The sequence below is a fragment of the Sphingopyxis sp. DBS4 genome (assembly GCF_024628865.1).
GTDB lineage: Bacteria > Pseudomonadota > Alphaproteobacteria > Sphingomonadales > Sphingomonadaceae > Sphingopyxis.
The window spans coordinates 2,484,133-2,500,159 of sequence record NZ_CP102384.1; the positions used below are offsets into that span (position 1 = coordinate 2,484,133).

At 65.2% G+C, this 16,027-nt stretch carries 18 protein-coding genes; 12 read left to right on the top strand and 6 right to left on the bottom strand.

Features of this window, described 5'->3' with window-relative positions; all coding sequences use genetic code 11:
• Positions 1-36 precede the first annotated feature (36 nt).
• From NP825_RS11790 to pyk, 6 genes are all read right to left on the bottom strand, one after another.
• A complete protein-coding gene (locus NP825_RS11790) occupies positions 37-1,974 on the bottom strand; it encodes a cytochrome c3 family protein (RefSeq protein WP_257543625.1) in 1,938 nt (645 codons plus the stop codon).
• Between the two features lie 17 nt (positions 1,975-1,991).
• Positions 1,992-2,873: a hypothetical protein gene (locus NP825_RS11795; RefSeq protein ID WP_257543628.1), complete on the bottom strand. Its 882-nt coding sequence runs from the start codon at positions 2,871-2,873 to the stop codon at positions 1,992-1,994.
• Positions 2,873-5,308, bottom strand: coding sequence for a cyclic nucleotide-binding domain-containing protein (locus tag NP825_RS11800; RefSeq protein WP_257543630.1), 2,436 nt, complete (start codon positions 5,306-5,308; stop codon positions 2,873-2,875). The genes NP825_RS11795 and NP825_RS11800 overlap by 1 nt, the downstream gene beginning before the upstream one ends.
• A gap of 408 nt (positions 5,309-5,716) precedes the next feature.
• On the bottom strand, positions 5,717-6,106 hold the full coding sequence (locus NP825_RS11805) for a DUF3060 domain-containing protein (protein WP_257543632.1): 390 nt from the start codon (positions 6,104-6,106) through the stop codon (positions 5,717-5,719).
• Between the two features lie 82 nt (positions 6,107-6,188).
• On the bottom strand, positions 6,189-6,962 hold the full coding sequence (locus NP825_RS11810; protein ID WP_257543635.1) for an arginyltransferase: 774 nt from the start codon (positions 6,960-6,962) through the stop codon (positions 6,189-6,191).
• A 333-nt stretch (positions 6,963-7,295) separates the two neighbouring features.
• Complete coding sequence (gene pyk / locus NP825_RS11815; protein ID WP_257543637.1) at positions 7,296-8,750, bottom strand: pyruvate kinase; 1,455 nt, start codon at positions 8,748-8,750, stop codon at positions 7,296-7,298.
• Positions 8,751-8,857: 107 nt separating this feature from the next.
• Between pyk and NP825_RS11820 the strand changes: the two genes are divergently transcribed.
• The 12 genes from NP825_RS11820 (at position 8,858) to tolR (ending at position 16,022) form a co-directional block, all read left to right on the top strand.
• Positions 8,858-9,178, top strand: a complete 321-nt coding sequence (locus NP825_RS11820; protein ID WP_257543639.1) for a DUF1244 domain-containing protein — start codon at positions 8,858-8,860, stop codon at positions 9,176-9,178.
• Positions 9,179-9,241: 63 nt separating this feature from the next.
• On the top strand, positions 9,242-9,484 hold the full coding sequence (locus NP825_RS11825; protein ID WP_058814959.1) for a DUF2312 domain-containing protein: 243 nt from the start codon (positions 9,242-9,244) through the stop codon (positions 9,482-9,484).
• Positions 9,485-9,524: 40 nt separating this feature from the next.
• Positions 9,525-9,842 carry a YbjQ family protein gene (locus NP825_RS11830; protein ID WP_257543645.1) on the top strand — a complete coding sequence of 106 codons (318 nt, stop codon included), beginning with the start codon at positions 9,525-9,527 and terminating at the stop codon, positions 9,840-9,842.
• Positions 9,843-9,898: 56 nt separating this feature from the next.
• The gene (locus tag NP825_RS11835) at positions 9,899-10,645 is read left to right on the top strand and encodes a YebC/PmpR family DNA-binding transcriptional regulator (RefSeq protein ID WP_257543647.1); all 747 of its coding nucleotides are present in this window, start codon (positions 9,899-9,901) and stop codon (positions 10,643-10,645) included.
• A gap of 142 nt (positions 10,646-10,787) precedes the next feature.
• Positions 10,788-11,261 (top strand): crossover junction endodeoxyribonuclease RuvC, encoded by a 474-nt coding sequence (gene ruvC / locus NP825_RS11840; protein ID WP_257543649.1) that lies wholly within the window; start codon positions 10,788-10,790, stop codon positions 11,259-11,261.
• 209 nt (positions 11,262-11,470) lie between these two features.
• On the top strand, positions 11,471-12,070 hold the full coding sequence (ruvA, locus tag NP825_RS11845) for a Holliday junction branch migration protein RuvA (RefSeq protein WP_257543651.1): 600 nt from the start codon (positions 11,471-11,473) through the stop codon (positions 12,068-12,070).
• Positions 12,067-12,738 carry a hypothetical protein gene (locus tag NP825_RS11850; protein ID WP_257543654.1) on the top strand — a complete coding sequence of 224 codons (672 nt, stop codon included), beginning with the start codon at positions 12,067-12,069 and terminating at the stop codon, positions 12,736-12,738. The genes ruvA and NP825_RS11850 overlap by 4 nt, the downstream gene beginning before the upstream one ends.
• Positions 12,735-13,145, top strand: coding sequence for a GFA family protein (locus NP825_RS11855; RefSeq protein ID WP_257543656.1), 411 nt, complete (start codon positions 12,735-12,737; stop codon positions 13,143-13,145). The genes NP825_RS11850 and NP825_RS11855 overlap by 4 nt, the downstream gene beginning before the upstream one ends.
• A complete protein-coding gene (ruvB, locus tag NP825_RS11860; protein ID WP_257543658.1) occupies positions 13,138-14,166 on the top strand; it encodes a Holliday junction branch migration DNA helicase RuvB in 1,029 nt (342 codons plus the stop codon). Before NP825_RS11855 ends, ruvB begins: the two co-directional genes overlap by 8 nt.
• Before the next feature lie 193 nt (positions 14,167-14,359).
• Positions 14,360-14,824: a YbgC/FadM family acyl-CoA thioesterase gene (locus NP825_RS11865; protein ID WP_257543660.1), complete on the top strand. Its 465-nt coding sequence runs from the start codon at positions 14,360-14,362 to the stop codon at positions 14,822-14,824.
• The gene (tolQ, locus tag NP825_RS11870) at positions 14,818-15,516 is read left to right on the top strand and encodes a protein TolQ (protein ID WP_257543662.1); all 699 of its coding nucleotides are present in this window, start codon (positions 14,818-14,820) and stop codon (positions 15,514-15,516) included. Before NP825_RS11865 ends, tolQ begins: the two co-directional genes overlap by 7 nt.
• Positions 15,516-16,022, top strand: a complete 507-nt coding sequence (gene tolR, locus NP825_RS11875; RefSeq protein WP_257543664.1) for a protein TolR — start codon at positions 15,516-15,518, stop codon at positions 16,020-16,022. Before tolQ ends, tolR begins: the two co-directional genes overlap by 1 nt.
• The last annotated feature ends 5 nt before the right edge of the window (positions 16,023-16,027 follow it).

Genomic DNA, 16,027 nt, shown 5'->3' on the forward strand with positions numbered 1-16,027 from the left:
CCCTGCTCCGGCCGCCTGGTCGCGGCCGCCCCATCGTCATCCGCCCTGTCTTGCGAATCCCAGCACCGGTGTGCGCCATGTCACATCATAAAGCTTGCGCCGCGCCGGACCTGTGATCGCCGTCACAGCATAGACCTCCCGGGGTGGATGATCGGTAACCATCGCGACCTTTTTCTTGCGCTGGCGTTCCGGCATCCACGGCTTGCCCCCGTCGCTGTGATATTCGTGGCACATGGCGCACGAGGATCGGGTCGGCTCCTTCACCTTTGCGACCGTGGCGCCGCTTTCGCCGACATGGCAGGTGCGGCACGGCGCGAGCCCCGGAACCAGAAGCTGTTCGGAGCGCTTCGACCGGGGCGCTTCGGTATGGCAGGTCGCGCACTCGACCTTGGCATGGCCGGGGTCGGCGTGATCGAACCAGCCCTTCGACAGGAAGCGCGGGGACTGGACGACCTTCTGGACGCGCCAGCGGTTGCCCGATACCGGCACGAAGATCGTGTGACAGTCGTAGCAGGCCCCGCCCTTCGAGAAGACCGCGCGCACCGCATCCTCTGCACGGTTCGGGCGCACCGCGACCTCGCGGAAATAGATGTTGTAGACCTGCCCCTCGGCATAGGCACCCGGTCGACGCCGCTCCATGCCGCCGAGTTGCAGCGGCCGCGTCGGCGGGGTCGAGCGGTAATAAGCGAAAAGATCGGCGACGACCTGATCGGGTTCACCGTGGCGCAGGGTGCGCGTCACGCCGCCGACGGTCTCGAAAGCGAGGCTGTGGCACATCGCGCAGTCGCGCTCCATCTCGACCGGCTTCATTCGCACCCCGTCGCTCTCCGGACGATGGCAATTTTCGCATTCGAGCTTGTTACCGAAATCATAGCGGCCTCGGAAGCTGGCCGCCATGCGGGCGACACCGCTGGTCGCGCTCAAGTGAATGTCGTGCGGAAATTTGAGGCCATTATAGTCCAGCGCCGCCGTGCCCGAGGCGCGGATCGGCTTGGCGCCCGGCGCGGCATGGACCCACGGGCGGAACTCGGGATGCAGCGTGCCGAAATCGGCGGCATCGGCGACCGTCGGCTTGAATCCTGCATCGATCAGCCGCGCCTTCATCCCGTCGTGGCAGTCGGCGCAGAATTTCTGCGGCGTCGCGGGCATCGGCCCCGCGCCCTCATGCTCGGTATGGCAGTCGACGCATCGTCCCTGCGGGCGGTTGAACGCTTTCGCGAACCCAGCGAGCACCTTCTCGCCCACCCCGGGCGGATGCCGCGCGGCGAGCAGCATCGCGGTCGGCGCATTGGCGTGCGCCATGCTCATCGCCTTGTGTTCGCCGGTGTGGCAGCCGACGCACGCCTTGTCGGTCACCGCAACGAAGGGCTCGACGTGGCACGCCTGGCAATCACCCTTCAGATTGGCGTGGGCGCTCGATAGCGGTCCCGACGACCAGGCCATGTCGGCGTGATAGCCCTGCGGTCGCTCGTCGACATTCCGAAAGCTGTGCCACGCCCAGATCGGTCCGATCAGGAACGCGAGCAGAACGATGATGCCGAAGGTCCAGGCGCCCATCCGCTTGCCCGGCATCACCCCGGCGAGCGAAAAGGCTTTGGCCTCGTCGACATCCTTCGACGACTGCGACAATTCGTCGATCCGCTCGACGAGCAGGATGATGTCGTCGCCCTCGCGCGCGATCGTCAGGCGGTGGCCGCCGAAGCGCAGTTCGGCGCCCGCGGCGCTGTCGATGTCGGCGGCGTCGACGGTACGGCCGTTGAAATCGAACCCCAGCCCCTCGCTCGCCGCGACGCGGACATGGCGGCCGTCGGCGCTTGTGATCGTCGCGTGCTGCGGATTCACGGCCAGATCGGCGATATGGATGATGTTGCCGGCGTCGCGGCCGAGCGTGATCGTATCGCCCGGCAGCGCCTGGTCGCGGATGATCTGCTTGCCGGTCTTCGTCGTCGAGATGCGGCGCAGGATGAAGCTCATGGTCCCCTCTCCCCGCCTTACCAGTAGAAGAAGACGCTGATGATGTGCGCCGACAGCGCCGCGATCAGCGCAAAGGTCAGCGGCACATGCACATAGAGCCAGATTTCGAGCAAAGCCCGAATGCGAAGATGCTGGCGCAGCCGCGCGAGCGCCGCTTCCTTCTGCGAGAGCAGGCCGACCACCTTCTCGCGCGCCTCGGCATTGCTGCTCCGCGATACGCGGAGCGCACCGAGCGCGGCGGCGGTCGCGCAGCGGGGATAGCGCCCCGACAATCGCGCCATGATGCCGCCCGCAAACGGGTCGTCGTCGAGCGCCGCGAGCACCGGGGCGGTATCCTCGGGCGTCAGCGGCTGCGCGGCGGTGTGAAGCTGGCGGTCAAAAGCGCGGATCGCCTCGAGCATCTGCATCTGCGTCATCTCGTCGCGGTTATTCGACAGCGCGGCGGGCAAGGTCGCATAGACGGTGACGCCGTACAGCCCCGACAATATCACCAGCATCATCAGCACCCAGGCGAGCGTGTGGACGTTCCAGCCGAGCTGGAAGCCGGTGTGCCACGTCCCGATGACGATCAGGCTCAAACCCAGATAGACATGCGCCGAGGTCCAGGCCTTCAAGGACCAGTAATCGCTCGTCATCTTGCGCTTGCGATAACCGAGCGCGGTCAGCCACAGGATCAGCAGCGCCCCGATCGTCCCCAGCGTATAGCCATACCAGGTGCCGCCGCTCGGCCGCGGCGTGACGTCGATCAGCGCATAGGAGACGATGATCAGCAGGCAGAGCCCGCCCGAAATCTTCGCCCAGCGGAAATTGGCGTAGCGCAGGAATCCCTCGTGCCGCCGCTCGCGCACGCGCTCGGTCTGGGTCGCCTTCGAGCGGCGCCGCTGAAAGAGCGATGCCATCAGCCCGCATCCTCCTGAAGCCGCGCGATCGACAGGAATTCCTCGGGCGACACGCGGATCGCGGCGCCGGTCGGGCACGCACGCACGCAGGCCGGGCCACCCGCGATGCCCTTGCACATGTCGCACTTCACCGCGATCTTCTTGGGTTTTTCATCGCCCAATTGCTTCTTGGTCCATTTGGGCGACGGCTCGCCGGGGCCGGGACCGAAGCCGGTGAGCAGCCAGCGCAGCAGGCTCGGCTTCTCGGGCGGCGCGGCTTCCATGCGGATCACGCCATAAGGGCAGTTGCGCATGCAATTGCCGCAGCCGATGCAGCCGGGCTCCATGAACACCTCGCCGTCGGGGCCGCGGTGGATCACGTTCGGCGGGCAATCGGCCATGCAGTGCGGATGCTCGCAGTGGCGGCAACTCGTCGGCACATGCAGATGCGCAAAGGTCTTGCCCGCCTCGCGGTCGAGCCGCGACAGGCCTTCGTGGCTGTCGGCGCACGCCTTTTCGCAATTGTCACAGCCGACGCACAGATTTTCGTCGATCAGCAGCGCGTCGGTCGCTTCGCCCAGCCCCTCCTTCATGATGAAGCCCGCGGTATCGGAATAAAGGTCGACCGCGCTCGAATAGCTTGCCTTGCGCGATTCGATGAAGCTGTTCATCTGCGCGCGCTCGGCCACCGCGGCCTCGGTCGCCTCGCGCACCTGCGGCCGCGCGGCGAGCATCTTGCGGAAGCTCTCGCCGGTCAGCTTGATGACTTCGCTGCCGACCGCGGCCTTCACCGTCGCGTTGCGCGGCGCGCCGCTCAGCACGCCCATCTCGCCGAAGAAGCTGCCGGCGGGCAGATAGCGCAGGAAGATCGGCTTGCCGCCGATGTCCTTCTCGACGACCATCGAGCCCGAGCGGATGACATAGACGTCGTCGCCCTGCTCGCCTTCAGTCACCACCACCTTGCCCGCGGGGATGCGCTCGACCTCGGCGGTGTCGACCACGGGCCCCAAGTCGTCGACGGTCAGCCCGCCCTTGAATATCTGGAGCAACTGGCGTTCGAGCGAGATGCGGTTGATCACGCGCTTGGCGCCCGGCACCGCGGCCATCAGCTTGAGCGCCGCGGTGCGCGACACTTCGACGAAAATGCTGTCGGCGCCTGCGCGGATCGTCGCGCCGCGCTTGCGGCCGGAGATCAGGCCGACCTCGCCGAAAATCGATCCCTGCTCGATCGGCACGGTGACGCCGGGTGCGACCTCGACCTCGGCATGGCCGTCGGCGATCGCGAACAGCGACGATCCGGGGTCTCCCTTCTCGAACACCACCTCACCGGCGCGATAGAAAGCGACCTTCGAATCGAGCATGAACTCGCGCATCTGGAGCGGCGAAACGTCGGCGAAGATGCGCACCCGCTCGCGCAGATAGTCGAGCCATTCGGTCACCGATTTCTGCTGCGGCAAGCCCGCGAAGATCGCCGCCAGATCCTTTTCGTCGGCGGGGGTCAGGCTAATGTTGCCGTTGATGAACTCGACGACGTCATAGCCCTGGTTCATGCAATGCTTGATCAGCGGATAGCCCGCGAGCGCGCCAATGACGAAGATGCCGGGCACCGTCGATTCAAAAGTCGGCGACAGCTTGGGAAAGGCTTCGCGGTCGGGGCCGGTGAACTCGATCCCCATCGACTCGACGAAGCCGCGCGGCGCGACCGATCCCAGCCGCGCGACGATCACGTCGCACTCGATCTTTTCATCGCCATTCGGCGTCTCGAGCGTCAGCCAGCCGGGTTCGACCAGCTTGGGCTGCGTCTCGGTGCGGATCGACAGGAAACCGTTCTCGCCCGCCTCCATCATGTCGGAGACGTTCTTCGCCTTGGCGCGCGCGAAATCCTTGGATCGGTTGAGGATGGTGACGGTGTTTTCCAGCGCTTCCTCGGCGACGCCCAGCGCATTTTCGATCCCCGCGTCACCCGATCCGACGACGGTGATATGCTTGTCCTTGAAATCCTCGGGATCGTCGACCTGATAGATGATGTGCGGCAGGTCGGCGCCGCCGCAGCGCATCCGGTTCGGGTTGCCCTGCGTCCCGATCGCGAGGACGATCGTTTCGGCGTGATAGACGTCGCCTTTCGCGGTCCGAATCACGAATGCGCCCTTCTCGCCGGTCACTTCGGCGACATCGGCGTGCCTGACGACATTCACCTTGTTGTTCGCGGCATCCTCGTCCCAATTACCGAGAATATATTCGCGCGCGCCCTCGGCAAAACGGCAGTCGGAGCGCAGGTCCAGCCGCTCGGGCGTCGCGAGGACGCGCTTGCCCTTCTGATATTTGAAGATGGTGTCGGATAGATGGTCGGTCTTTTCAAGCAGGACATGGCTCATCCCGAGCTGCCCCGCGCGCGCCGCGGCGCTGAGCCCGGCGGGCCCCGATCCGATGATCGCGACCTTCACGACGTCGCTCATGCGCGCGCATCCCTGCGGCGGCGATCATGCCCGGCGACGAAGCTGACGAAAGCGCGAACAGGCATCCCAATCCCCCAAATCGCCCACCCCTGAGCGATCACCTATGGATGCGACCCGGACTTATGTCCTGGATGAAGAGCTATGCCCTTGAAAGCGGGAAAAGGTCAACCGGCGAGAGGCTGCTGCGAGACGTTCGCAACTAGTGGATGAGAAGCGGAAGTGTCCTCCATCCTAATTCATTTCCACCGTCATTCCCGCGAAGGCGGGAATCCAGCTTTTTCCTTCCTTCGCGCCTTTGCGCCTTTGCGTGAGATTGATTGAATTTCACGGGAAGGCGCGAAAGCGTGAAGATTAAAGGGGAAAGGGAAAAGCTGGATTCCCGCCTTCGCGGGAATGACGATGAAGGGGCTACCGTCCCGGCCGCACCTGATTGTCGACGCCACTCACTGCGAGCTTCGGCCTGCCCTTTCCGGCAATCCGCCACGTCACGACATTGTCGACGCCCGACACAGTGAGCGGGGCACCGGGGCGGAGCGTGATGCTGATCTGGTTGTCCACGCCGTTGACGGTCAGGCTGGGGCAATCGCCCACGAATTCGATATGATTGTCCGAACCCGATACTTGGGCGGGCTGTCCGCCGCAGTCGATCCGGTGCGCCTGATCGACGCCGCTAACGGCCGCGCCGTCACGCGTTCCGGTGCCGTTATTCCGCTGCGCAGCGAGCGGCGCGGCAGTGAAGGCAAGGCTGGCGGCAAGAGCGGGAAGCAGAAATTTCGCGGCAGGATGATAGCGGAACAAGGTCGTCTCCTTCGTTCCCCGCCTCGAAAATTCCCTTGCCCGTCAATGCTATGGAAAAAGGTCTGCGTCAACGGGCCAAGCGTCAGGCCAATTCGAATATCGCCGCGATGCGGTCCGATGCGATCGGCTCGAAGCGTGACCAGCCATCGGGGCCGAGCTTTTCGAGCGGGCGGAAGCGTGCCTTATACGCCATACGCGCCGACCCTTCGATCCAATAACCGAGATAGACGTAAGGCAATCCGGCTTTCGCCGCGCGCAGCACATGGTCGGCGATGATATAGGTGCCCAGCCCTTCGCGCAGCGGATGGTTGGCATCGAAAAAGCTGTAGATCATCGACAGCCCGTCGCCCTGCCGGTCGGTCAGGCAGCAGCCGACCAGACGGCCGCGGCTGCCGTCGGCGGTCGGCTCGCGATATTCGATCATATAGCTGTCGACCGGAGTCTGCTCGACCATGTCGGCAAAATCCTGCTCGTCCATGTCGGCCATGCCGCCGTTGGGATGGCGCGAGCCCAGGTAGGAACGCAGCAACGCATATTGCTCCTCGGTCGCCCAGGACTTGCAGGCGGTGGCGACGAGGTCGCGGTTGCGGCGGATCGTGCGCTTCTGCGAGTTGCTCGGCGCGAACTCGGCGGCGCAGACGCGCACCGACACGCAGGCCGTACAGTCGGCGCAGCTCGGGCGATAGGCGACCGACTGGCTGCGACGGAACCCGATGCGGCCGAGCGCATCGTTCAGTTCGTTCGCATTATTGCCGCTGAGTTCGGTGAAGACCTTGCGCTCGGTCTTGCCCTCCAGATAGGGGCAGGGCGCGGGGCTGGTGACGAAGAAGCGCGGAAAACGGAACGGTGCGGACACGCGAGACAGACCTCCGGACGATGATGCGAACCCTTCCCACGCGGGTTCCGACACGCGACTTGCACCGACTATGCCGCCTGCCGTCAATGGTGCAAACATCATTTACCATTTTTGTCCGTCCCGGACTGAATCAACTCCGAAATTTTCTGAATCGCGCGGTAACTTTTGTGCCGGATTGAATCAAAACTCCCCAGCCGTCATCCCGGCGAAGGCCGGGATCTCGCCCTATCGCCATAACGCACCGGCGAGATCCCGGCCTTCCGCCTTTGGCGGAAGTTTATCCTGAGCGCCTGCCAACGCAGTCGAAGGGCCGGGATGACGGAACAATAGGCGTCAGCTATAGCCGCGCAGTTCGTCCCCGGTCAGCGTCGCGACATGCAGCACGTTGGTCGACCCCGGCGTGCCGAAGGGAACCCCCGCCATCATCACCAGCTTGGCCCCGGCCGTGCCGATACCGTGGCGCAGCGCCATGCGCTTGCCCTTGGCGATCATCTCCTCGAAGCTGCCGATGTCCTTGGTCGGCACCGCGTGCGCGCCCCACAGCAACCCCATGCGCCGCGCCGCATCGCGCTTCGGCGTCAGCACCAGCAGCGGCGCGTTCGGGCGCTCGCGCGCGACGCGGCGCGCGGTCGAGCCCGAGGCGGTGAAGCAGATGATCGCGTCGGCGGCGATCGTCTGGATGATCCGCCCCGCCGCCTCGGCAAGCGCGTCGGCGGTGGTCGCGTCGGGCTGCGTCTCGGTGAAATGCAGGCGGCGGAAATAGTCGGGATCGCTTTCGACCGAGCGCGCGATGCTGTCCATCATCGTCACCGCCTCGACCGGCCAGGCCCCCGCCGCGGTCTCGGCCGAGAGCATGATCGCGTCGGCGCCGTCATAGATGGCGGTCGCAACGTCGGACACCTCGGCGCGCGTCGGCGAGGGCGAAACGATCATCGATTCGAGCATCTGGGTCGCGACGACCACCGGCTTGCCCATCGCCCTTGCGGTCGCAACGATCCGCTTCTGCAGCGGCGGCACCGCCTCGGGCGGCAGTTCGACGCCCAAGTCGCCGCGCGCGACCATCGCGGCGTCGGCGATCTCCAATATCTCTTCGAGCCGCTGGACCCCCGCGGGCTTCTCGAACTTAACGAGCAGCGCCGCCTTGCCGCCGATCAGCCGCCGCGCCTCGGCGACATCCTCGGGACGCTGGACGAAGGAGAGTGCGATCCAGTCGACATGCTGTTCGAGCGCGAAGCTCAGATCCTTGCGGTCCTTCTCGGTCAGCGCCGCGAGCGGCACGACGACGTCGGGGACATTGACGCCCTTGCGGTCCGAAATCCGCCCGCCGACCTCGACGATCGTCTCGATCCGTTGGGGCGAAACCGCCTGCACGCGCAGCACCAGCTTGCCGTCGTCGACGAGCAATCGCGTGCCGGGTTCGAGCGCGGCGAAAAGCTCGGGGTGCGGCAAATGGACGCGCCCCGCGTCGCCCGGCGCCTTGTCGGTGTCGAGCACAAAGCCTTCGCCCTTCACCAGTTCGGCGGGCCCGTCCTTGAAGGTTCCGACGCGCAGCTTCGGTCCCTGCAGGTCGACGAGGATCGTCGTCGGCCGCCCGGTCTCCTTCTCCAGCGCGCGGATCGCGGCGATCACCTGAGCATGGCCTTCATGGTCGCCGTGGCTCATGTTGACGCGAAACGCGTCGGCGCCCGCACGGTGGAGTGCGGCGATCATCTCGGGATTCGCGCTCGCGGGGCCGAGCGTCGCCAATATGCGCACTTTGCGCTGGCGGGGCGTAAAACTCTGGACCACAGATGCTCCGAAGACTGGAAAAATGCCGGACGCATGCGTAGGCGCGTTGCTGCGGCGAAGGCAAGCCGCGTATAGCTATGCAACGCCCCAGACGAAGGAATATCGCCATGTCCTGCAGCGACGACCAGAGCGCCCAGACCGACGCGCTCGACAGCCTCGACGATGCCGCCGCCGCTGCGGCCTTCCGCCGCCTTGTCCGTTTGCTCCAACATCGCAGCGACGCCGCGAACATCGACCTGATGGGCCTCGCCGGATTCTGCCGCAACTGCCTCGGCGACTGGATCGCCGAAGCGGGTGCCCTGGACAAGGAGGCCGGCCGCGCGATAATCCACGGAATGCCCACCAAGGAGTGGAAAGCGCGCTTCCATGTCGCCGCGACGCCCGAACAGCTCGCGCGGATGGAAGAAAGCATGGCCAAGAATCCCTGACCTCGCTAATCGGGCGCCGAGGCGATTCTCGCCACCCCATCCAAACCTCAAGCGGAGTATAAAATGAGCGAAGCCACCGTGTCCGACGAACAACTGCGCCTTTTCATCGAGCGCATCGAGCGGCTGGAAGAAGAGAAAAAGGGCATCGCTGACGACATCCGCGACGTCTACCTCGAATCGAAATCGCAGGGCTATGACCCCAAGATCATGCGCCAGATCGTGCGCCTGCGGAAAATGCCGGTGCATGATCGCAAGGAAATGGAAGCGATCCTCGACGTTTACAAATCAGCGCTCGGAATCGCCTGAGCCCGCCCGGCAGGCCTGAACCCCCAACAGGAGAGTGACGATGTTCAGCACCACGACCAACAGCATCGAAGGCCATCCGGTCCGCGAATATCTGGGCATCGTCACCGGCGAAGTGATCGTCGGCGCCAACCTGTTCCGCGACCTGTTCGCGAGCATCACCGACATCGTCGGCGGCCGCTCGGGCAAATATGAGGATGTCCTCGCCCGCGCGCGCAAGGAAGCGCTCGGCGAGATGGAGGCCGAGGCCGCGAAGCTCGGCGGCAATGCGGTGATCGGCGTCGATCTCGACTATGAAGTGCTCGGCCAGAACGGGTCGATGCTGATGGTGTCCGCCAGCGGAACGGCCGTGGTTGTCTGATCGCCCGCTCCGCGCTAGGGGCAGCGCCACATTTTTTCCATCCGATGGAGGTAGCTGTGGCCGGCCATAGCAAGTTCAAGAACATCATGCACCGCAAGGGTGCGCAGGATAAGAAGCGCAGCGCCCTTTTCTCGAAGCTCGCGCGCGAAGTCACCGTCGCGGCGAAGATGGGCCTGCCCGACCCCGACGCGAATGCCCGTCTTCGTGCGGCCGTCAACGCGGCCAAGGCGCAGTCGATGCCCAAGGATAATATCCAGCGCGCAATCGACAAGGCGGCGGGCGGCGACGGCGACAATTACGAGGAAATCCGCTACGAAGGCTATGGCCCCGGCGGCGTCTCGCTGATCGTCGAAGCGCTCACCGACAACCGCAACCGCACCGCGACCAACGTCCGCACCGCCTTTGCCAAGAACGGCGGCAACCTCGGCACCAGCGGCAGCGTCAGCCACGGCTTCGACCGCCTCGGCCTGATCAGCTATCCCGCGAAGGCCGGCGACGCCGACACGGTGTTCGAAGCCGCGCTCGACGCGGGCGCCGACGACGTCGAATCGTCCGAGGACGGCCACGACATCTGGACCAGCGTCGACAGCCTGCACGAGGTCGCGAAAGCGCTCGAAGCCAAGCTCGGCGAGGCCGAAGGCGTCAAGCTCGCGTGGAAGCCGACGCTGAAAAGCGAGATCGCCGACGAAAGCGTCGCGCAGACCCTGTTCAAGCTGATCGACACGCTCGACGACGACGATGACGTCCAGACCGTGTGGGGTAATTATGAGATTCCCGACGCGGTGATGGAGAAACTGGGTTGATGCAAATCCTCCCTGTCGCGAAGCGATGGGGAGGGGGACCGCCGGCGAAGCCGGTGGTGGAGGGGCCGGTGCGCCATCGCCCCTCCGTCAGCCCTTCGGGCTGCCACCTCCCCATGCCTGCGGCACAGGGAGGATCGCGAACGTGATCATCCTCGGCCTCGACCCTTCGCTCAGTTGCACCGGCTGGGGCATCATTCGCGTCGAGGGCAGCCGGATCAGTCACATCGCCAACGGGCAGGTGAAGACCGATGCCAAGGCGCCCCTGCCCGACCGGCTCGCGCATCTCGACACAGTGCTGGCAGCGGTGATCGCCGACCATGCCCCCGCACAGGCGGCGGTCGAGGAAGTGTTCGTCAACGACAATCCGCAATCGACGTTGAAGCTGGCGCACGCGCGCGGCGTCGCGCTGCTCGCCTGCGCGCGCGGCGGGCTGCCCGTGGCCGAATATGCCCCGCGCCTCGTCAAGAAGGCCATCGTCGGCACCGGCGGCGCGGCGAAAGAACAGGTACAGGCGATGCTGCGCGTGTTGCTGCCCGGCGCAAAGGTCGCGGGCGCCGACGCGGCCGACGCGCTGGCAGTCGCGATCTGCCATGCGAACCATCGCAGCTCGGTATGACGAAATTCCAAAGTTCAGGAAAGTTCAGCCCAACGACGCCGCCTTCGGCCCCCATCATGCGCCCAACTCGGCCGACCGTGCCCTCCGCCTGAAAAGCCTGATGAAGGCTGGCATAGCCGGATAATGTAGGAAAGGGCTATTTGAAGGTGGCAAAGCAGCCGGCGGGAAATTGATTCCCTTTTCGTTCTCCCCGCGCTAGCACGGCTTCCATGATCGCAAAACTCACCGGACGGCTCGATTCAAGCGGCGCAGGCCATGCCGTGATCGACGTCGGCGGCGTCGGTTATCTGGTGGAAGCATCGGCGCGCACATTGGATGCGCTCGGCCCGGTCGGCGGCGATGTGACCATCCACACCGAAATGCTGGTCGGCGAGGATTTCCTGCGCCTGCTCGGCTTTGCCAAGGCCGAGGAGCGCGACTGGTTCCGCCTGCTCACCAGCGTGCAGGGCGTCGGCGCGAAGGTGGCGCTCGCGATCCTCTCGGCGCTGGAGATCGGCGATTTGCAACGCGCGCTGGCGAGCAGCGACAGCGCCATGATCGCCCGCGCCAACGGCGTCGGCCCGAAGCTCGCGCAGCGGATCGCGCATGAACTGAAGGACAAAGCCGGGGCGCTGGGCGGGATCGCCAGTTCGAATCCAGCCCTGTCCGGCACATCAGCCCCCCTCGCCGACGCCGTCGCCGCTCTCACCGGCCTCGGCTTCAAACCCGCCGAAGCGAGCGCTGCGGTTGCGGCGGCAAGCGAGGAACTGGGTGCCGGGGCAAGCCTCGACGCGCTGGTACGGCTGGCGCTCAAGAAGGCCGCCAAATGAAAAGAAACTGGGGCCGCCTTCTCTGTCAAATCTGCTTTGTCCTCGGCGTGACTGCCTTGGCTTGGTTTCATCTAGCAGCGTCAGTAATGGCTGTTTGTGCTGTCGTGCTGGTCGCTCTCTCCGGAAAATTTGAATCGCTCATCGAGGTGTCGTTCGGTCCACTGAAAGCCAAGCTTGAACGAAACATTTCAGAATCTGAACACCTGCTTCAGAGCCTGAAGGCATTAGCGGTTACTCAAGCACGAGCCACCAATGCAGCATCCGTAAATACCGGACGCTGGGCGTCTGGCGACGATTGGGTTTATCAAAGCGTCATGCGCGTTGAAAACGGGCTTCGAGAGCTAGGCATAACTGATGACGAAATTGCTGATGCGAAGATCGACTTCGTCAGTCTTACAATTCGGGACGCCGCTAGCGCCGCAATGGGAGGCGGGTATGTACCTAGCCGCTTGGGCCAAGAAGCAATCACCGAATGGCAACAGGTAATGCGCGATTGCCGATCCGATCCGGACGCAATTGAGGCCTATTTGAGCAAATGGGGAGAACTGTCTCCTGATCGCAAAATTCGGATCGATGACATGCGCTGGATGATGACACATCGAAGCGTTCAGGATTCGGCGCAGTACATGCGAGCTCATGATCCTATAAAATGGGATGACGGTCAGTGACCGACCCCACCCGCCACGCATCCTGCCGCTGCGGCCAGGTCCGCATCACCTGCACCGGCGAGCCGATCCGCGTGTCGGTCTGCCATTGCCGCGAATGCAAGGCGCGGAGCGGCAGCGCCTTTGCCGCGCAGGTCCGTTTTCCCGCCGAGCAGGTCCGCATCGAGGGCGAAGCGAACGCAAAGATGTGGCAATATACCGGCGAGAGCGGCAACACCGCCGACTTCTTCTTTTGCGGCACCTGCGGCTCGGGCGTCTGGTATAAAGCCCGGCCCTATCATGACGCCTATGCAATACCGCTCGGCAATTTCGAGCCGGGCCATGGTTTCGTACCCGATTATTCGGTTTACGAGGACCGGATGGAACCTTGGGTTTCGATTACCGGCGAGGCAATAGAGCATTATGACTGAGCCGGCCCTCACCACCCCCTTGCGCACCCCCGAGGACGCCGACGCGGCGCTCCGTCCCAAGTCGCTCGCCGAGTTCGTCGGGCAAGCGGCGGCGCGCGAGAATCTGCGCATCTTCATCGAAGCGGCGAAGACGCGGTCCGACGCGCTCGATCATGTACTCTTCTTCGGACCGCCGGGGCTCGGCAAGACGACGCTGGCGCAGATCGTCGCGCGCGAGCTCGGCGTCGGCTTCCGCTCCACTTCAGGCCCGGTGATCGCCAAGGCGGGCGACCTTGCCGCGCTGCTCACCAATCTCGAGGACGGCGACGTCCTGTTCATCGACGAGATCCACCGCCTCGCCCCCGCGGTCGAGGAAATCCTCTATCCCGCGATGGAGGACCGCGCGCTCGACATCATGATCGGCGAAGGGCCGTCGGCGCGCAGCGTGCGGATCGACCTGCCCAAATTCACGCTGGTCGGCGCGACGACGCGGCAGGGTCTGCTGACGACGCCGCTGCGCGACCGCTTCGGCATTCCGGTGCGGCTTAATTTCTATACGCATGGCGAGCTCGAACAGGTGATCGGCCGCGCCGCGCGCCTGCTCGGCCTCGGCATCGCGCCCGATGGCGCGCTGGAGATCGCGAAGCGCTCGCGCGGCACGCCGCGTATCGCGGGCCGCCTGCTCCGCCGCGTGCGCGATTTCGCGACGGTGGCGGGGGCACAGATCGTCGACGCGAAAGTCGCCGACGCGGCACTCAACCGGCTGGAGGTCGACGCGCTCGGGCTCGACGCGATGGACCGGCGCTATCTGACGATGATCGCCGACATCTATCGCGGCGGCCCGGTCGGCGCCGACACGCTCGCGGCGGGTCTCAGCGAGCCGCGCGACACGATCGAGGACGTGATCGAGCCCTATCTGCTCCAGATCGGCCTGATCGCCCGCACCGCGCGCGGGCGGATGCTCAATGCCAGCGCGTGGAAGCATCTCGGCCTCAATCCGCCTACGGGCACGCAGGACGGGTTATTCGATCAGGGGAAATAGCCCCGTGCCCCTGCGAAGGCAGGGGTCCATCACATGCCGTTGCGACACCCTGCAGCCTTCTGCGAGTGGATGGACCGTCTGAAGATGGGCCCCTGCCTTCGCAGGGGCACGGAACTACCAAATGCCGTTTCGCTGCGACGAACCGTTGAAGAGGGCTTTGCGGCGAGTCGATGCCCCGCTATCGGTCTTAACCATGGCGGCCGTTCCTCCTCCCTTCGTCCCCGGCGCCTTCGTCGGGGCCGCGCATCACTACCGCGCGCGCGTCTATTTCGAGGACACCGACCTGTCGGGCATCGTCTATCACGCCAATTACCTCCGCTATATGGAACGCGCGCGCTCCGACATGCTGCGCCTCGCCGGAATCGACCAGCGCGCGGCGATGGAGAGCGGCGAAGGCGCTTGGGCGGTCACCGACCTGACCATAAAATATCGTAGCCCCGCAAAGCTCGACGACGACCTCGTCGTCGTCAGCACTGTCGAAGCGGTGCGCGGCGCGAGCGTGATCATCGCGCAGCGCATCCTTCGCGGTCAGGACACGTTAACGGAGGGGCGTGTTACCGCCGCCTTCCTGTCACCCGAAGGCCGGCCGCGCCGCCAGCCCGCGGGCTGGGCCGACCGTTTCACCGCCATCATGAATGGAGAGACCAACCCTTGCTAGACAATATCAAGCTGGCCGCCGACGCGGCGACGCTGTCCCCCATCGCGCTGTTCATTCAGGCCGACATCATCGTCAAGGCGGTGATGATCGGGCTGCTACTCGCGTCGATCTATGTCTGGGCGGTGATCATCACGCACGGCCGCAGCGTCGGCAAGCTGATGCGCGCGTCGGAGGGGTTCGAGCGCGATTTCTGGCGCGCCGACAATATCGACAAATTCTATGACAAGAACAGCGGCGAGGAACTGCCGAGCGCGAAGATCCTCGCGGCAGGGATCGGCGAATGGCGCCGGTCGACCAAGGGCCGGAATGTCGACCGCGAGGGCACGCGCGAGCGACTGGGTATCGCGATGAACAGCGCCGTCGCGGGCGAAGTCGACCGGCTGGCCGAAAAGATCGGCACGCTCGCCACCATCGGCGCGGTCGCGCCCTTCGTGGGCCTGTTCGGCACCGTCTGGGGCATCATGCGCAGCTTCACCGCGATCGCCGCGTCGAACAACAGCAGCCTAGCGGTCGTCGCCCCCGGCATCGCCGAGGCGCTGTTCGCGACCGCGATCGGCCTGTTCGCCGCCATTCCGGCGGTGATCGCCTACAACGCCTTTTCGCAGCGGCTGAACCGGCTCGAATCGCGGCTCGGCCGCTTCGCCGACGGGCTGCACGCGATGTTCAGTCGCGAACTGGAGGTCGAGGCCTGATGGCGATGACCGGCCCTTCGGGCGGCGCAGGGCGTCGGCGCGGTCGCGGCGGTCGCCGCGCGCCGATGGCGGAGATCAACGTCACCCCGCTCGTCGATGTGATGCTGGTGCTGCTGATCATCTTCATGATCACCGCGCCCCTCCTCGCCTCCGCCGTCCCGATCGATCTGCCCGAAAGCCGGGCGAAGCCGGTCGAGACCGAGGAGCAGGAACCGATCCAGCTTTCGATCAACGGCGACGACACCCTCTATATCGGCGACGAAGTGGTTCCAGAGGCCGAGCTTCCCGCCCGCCTTGATGCCATCGCCGGCGCGCAGAAAGAGGGCGACAAGCCGCGCCAGATCATGCTGCGCGCCGACAAGGGGCTCGACTATGGCCGCGTGATGCGCGTGATGGGCGAGCTCAACCGTGCCGGGCTGACGCGCATCGCGCTCGTCACCACCGGATCGGATGCCCCGGCCCCGGCCGAAGCGGCGGTCACCGATGGTTCAGAGACGAACCCCTAGGCGGT

Bases quoted from the DNA above. Each gene is read 5' to 3' on its own strand.
- NP825_RS11790 (WP_257543625.1), bottom strand. From the start codon at position 1,974: ATGAGCTTCATCCTGCGCCGCATCTCGACGACGAAGACCGGCAAGCAG.
- NP825_RS11795 (WP_257543628.1), bottom strand. From the start codon at position 2,873: ATGGCATCGCTCTTTCAGCGGCGCCGCTCGAAGGCGACCCAGACCGAG.
- NP825_RS11800 (WP_257543630.1), bottom strand. From the start codon at position 5,308: ATGAGCGACGTCGTGAAGGTCGCGATCATCGGATCGGGGCCCGCCGGG.
- NP825_RS11820 (WP_257543639.1), top strand. From the start codon at position 8,858: ATGTCCTGCAGCGACGACCAGAGCGCCCAGACCGACGCGCTCGACAGC.
- NP825_RS11825 (WP_058814959.1), top strand. From the start codon at position 9,242: ATGAGCGAAGCCACCGTGTCCGACGAACAACTGCGCCTTTTCATCGAG.
- NP825_RS11830 (WP_257543645.1), top strand. From the start codon at position 9,525: ATGTTCAGCACCACGACCAACAGCATCGAAGGCCATCCGGTCCGCGAA.
- ruvA (WP_257543651.1), top strand. From the start codon at position 11,471: ATGATCGCAAAACTCACCGGACGGCTCGATTCAAGCGGCGCAGGCCAT.
- NP825_RS11850 (WP_257543654.1), top strand. From the start codon at position 12,067: ATGAAAAGAAACTGGGGCCGCCTTCTCTGTCAAATCTGCTTTGTCCTC.
- ruvB (WP_257543658.1), top strand. From the start codon at position 13,138: ATGACTGAGCCGGCCCTCACCACCCCCTTGCGCACCCCCGAGGACGCC.
- NP825_RS11865 (WP_257543660.1), top strand. From the start codon at position 14,360: ATGGCGGCCGTTCCTCCTCCCTTCGTCCCCGGCGCCTTCGTCGGGGCC.
- tolR (WP_257543664.1), top strand. From the start codon at position 15,516: ATGGCGATGACCGGCCCTTCGGGCGGCGCAGGGCGTCGGCGCGGTCGC.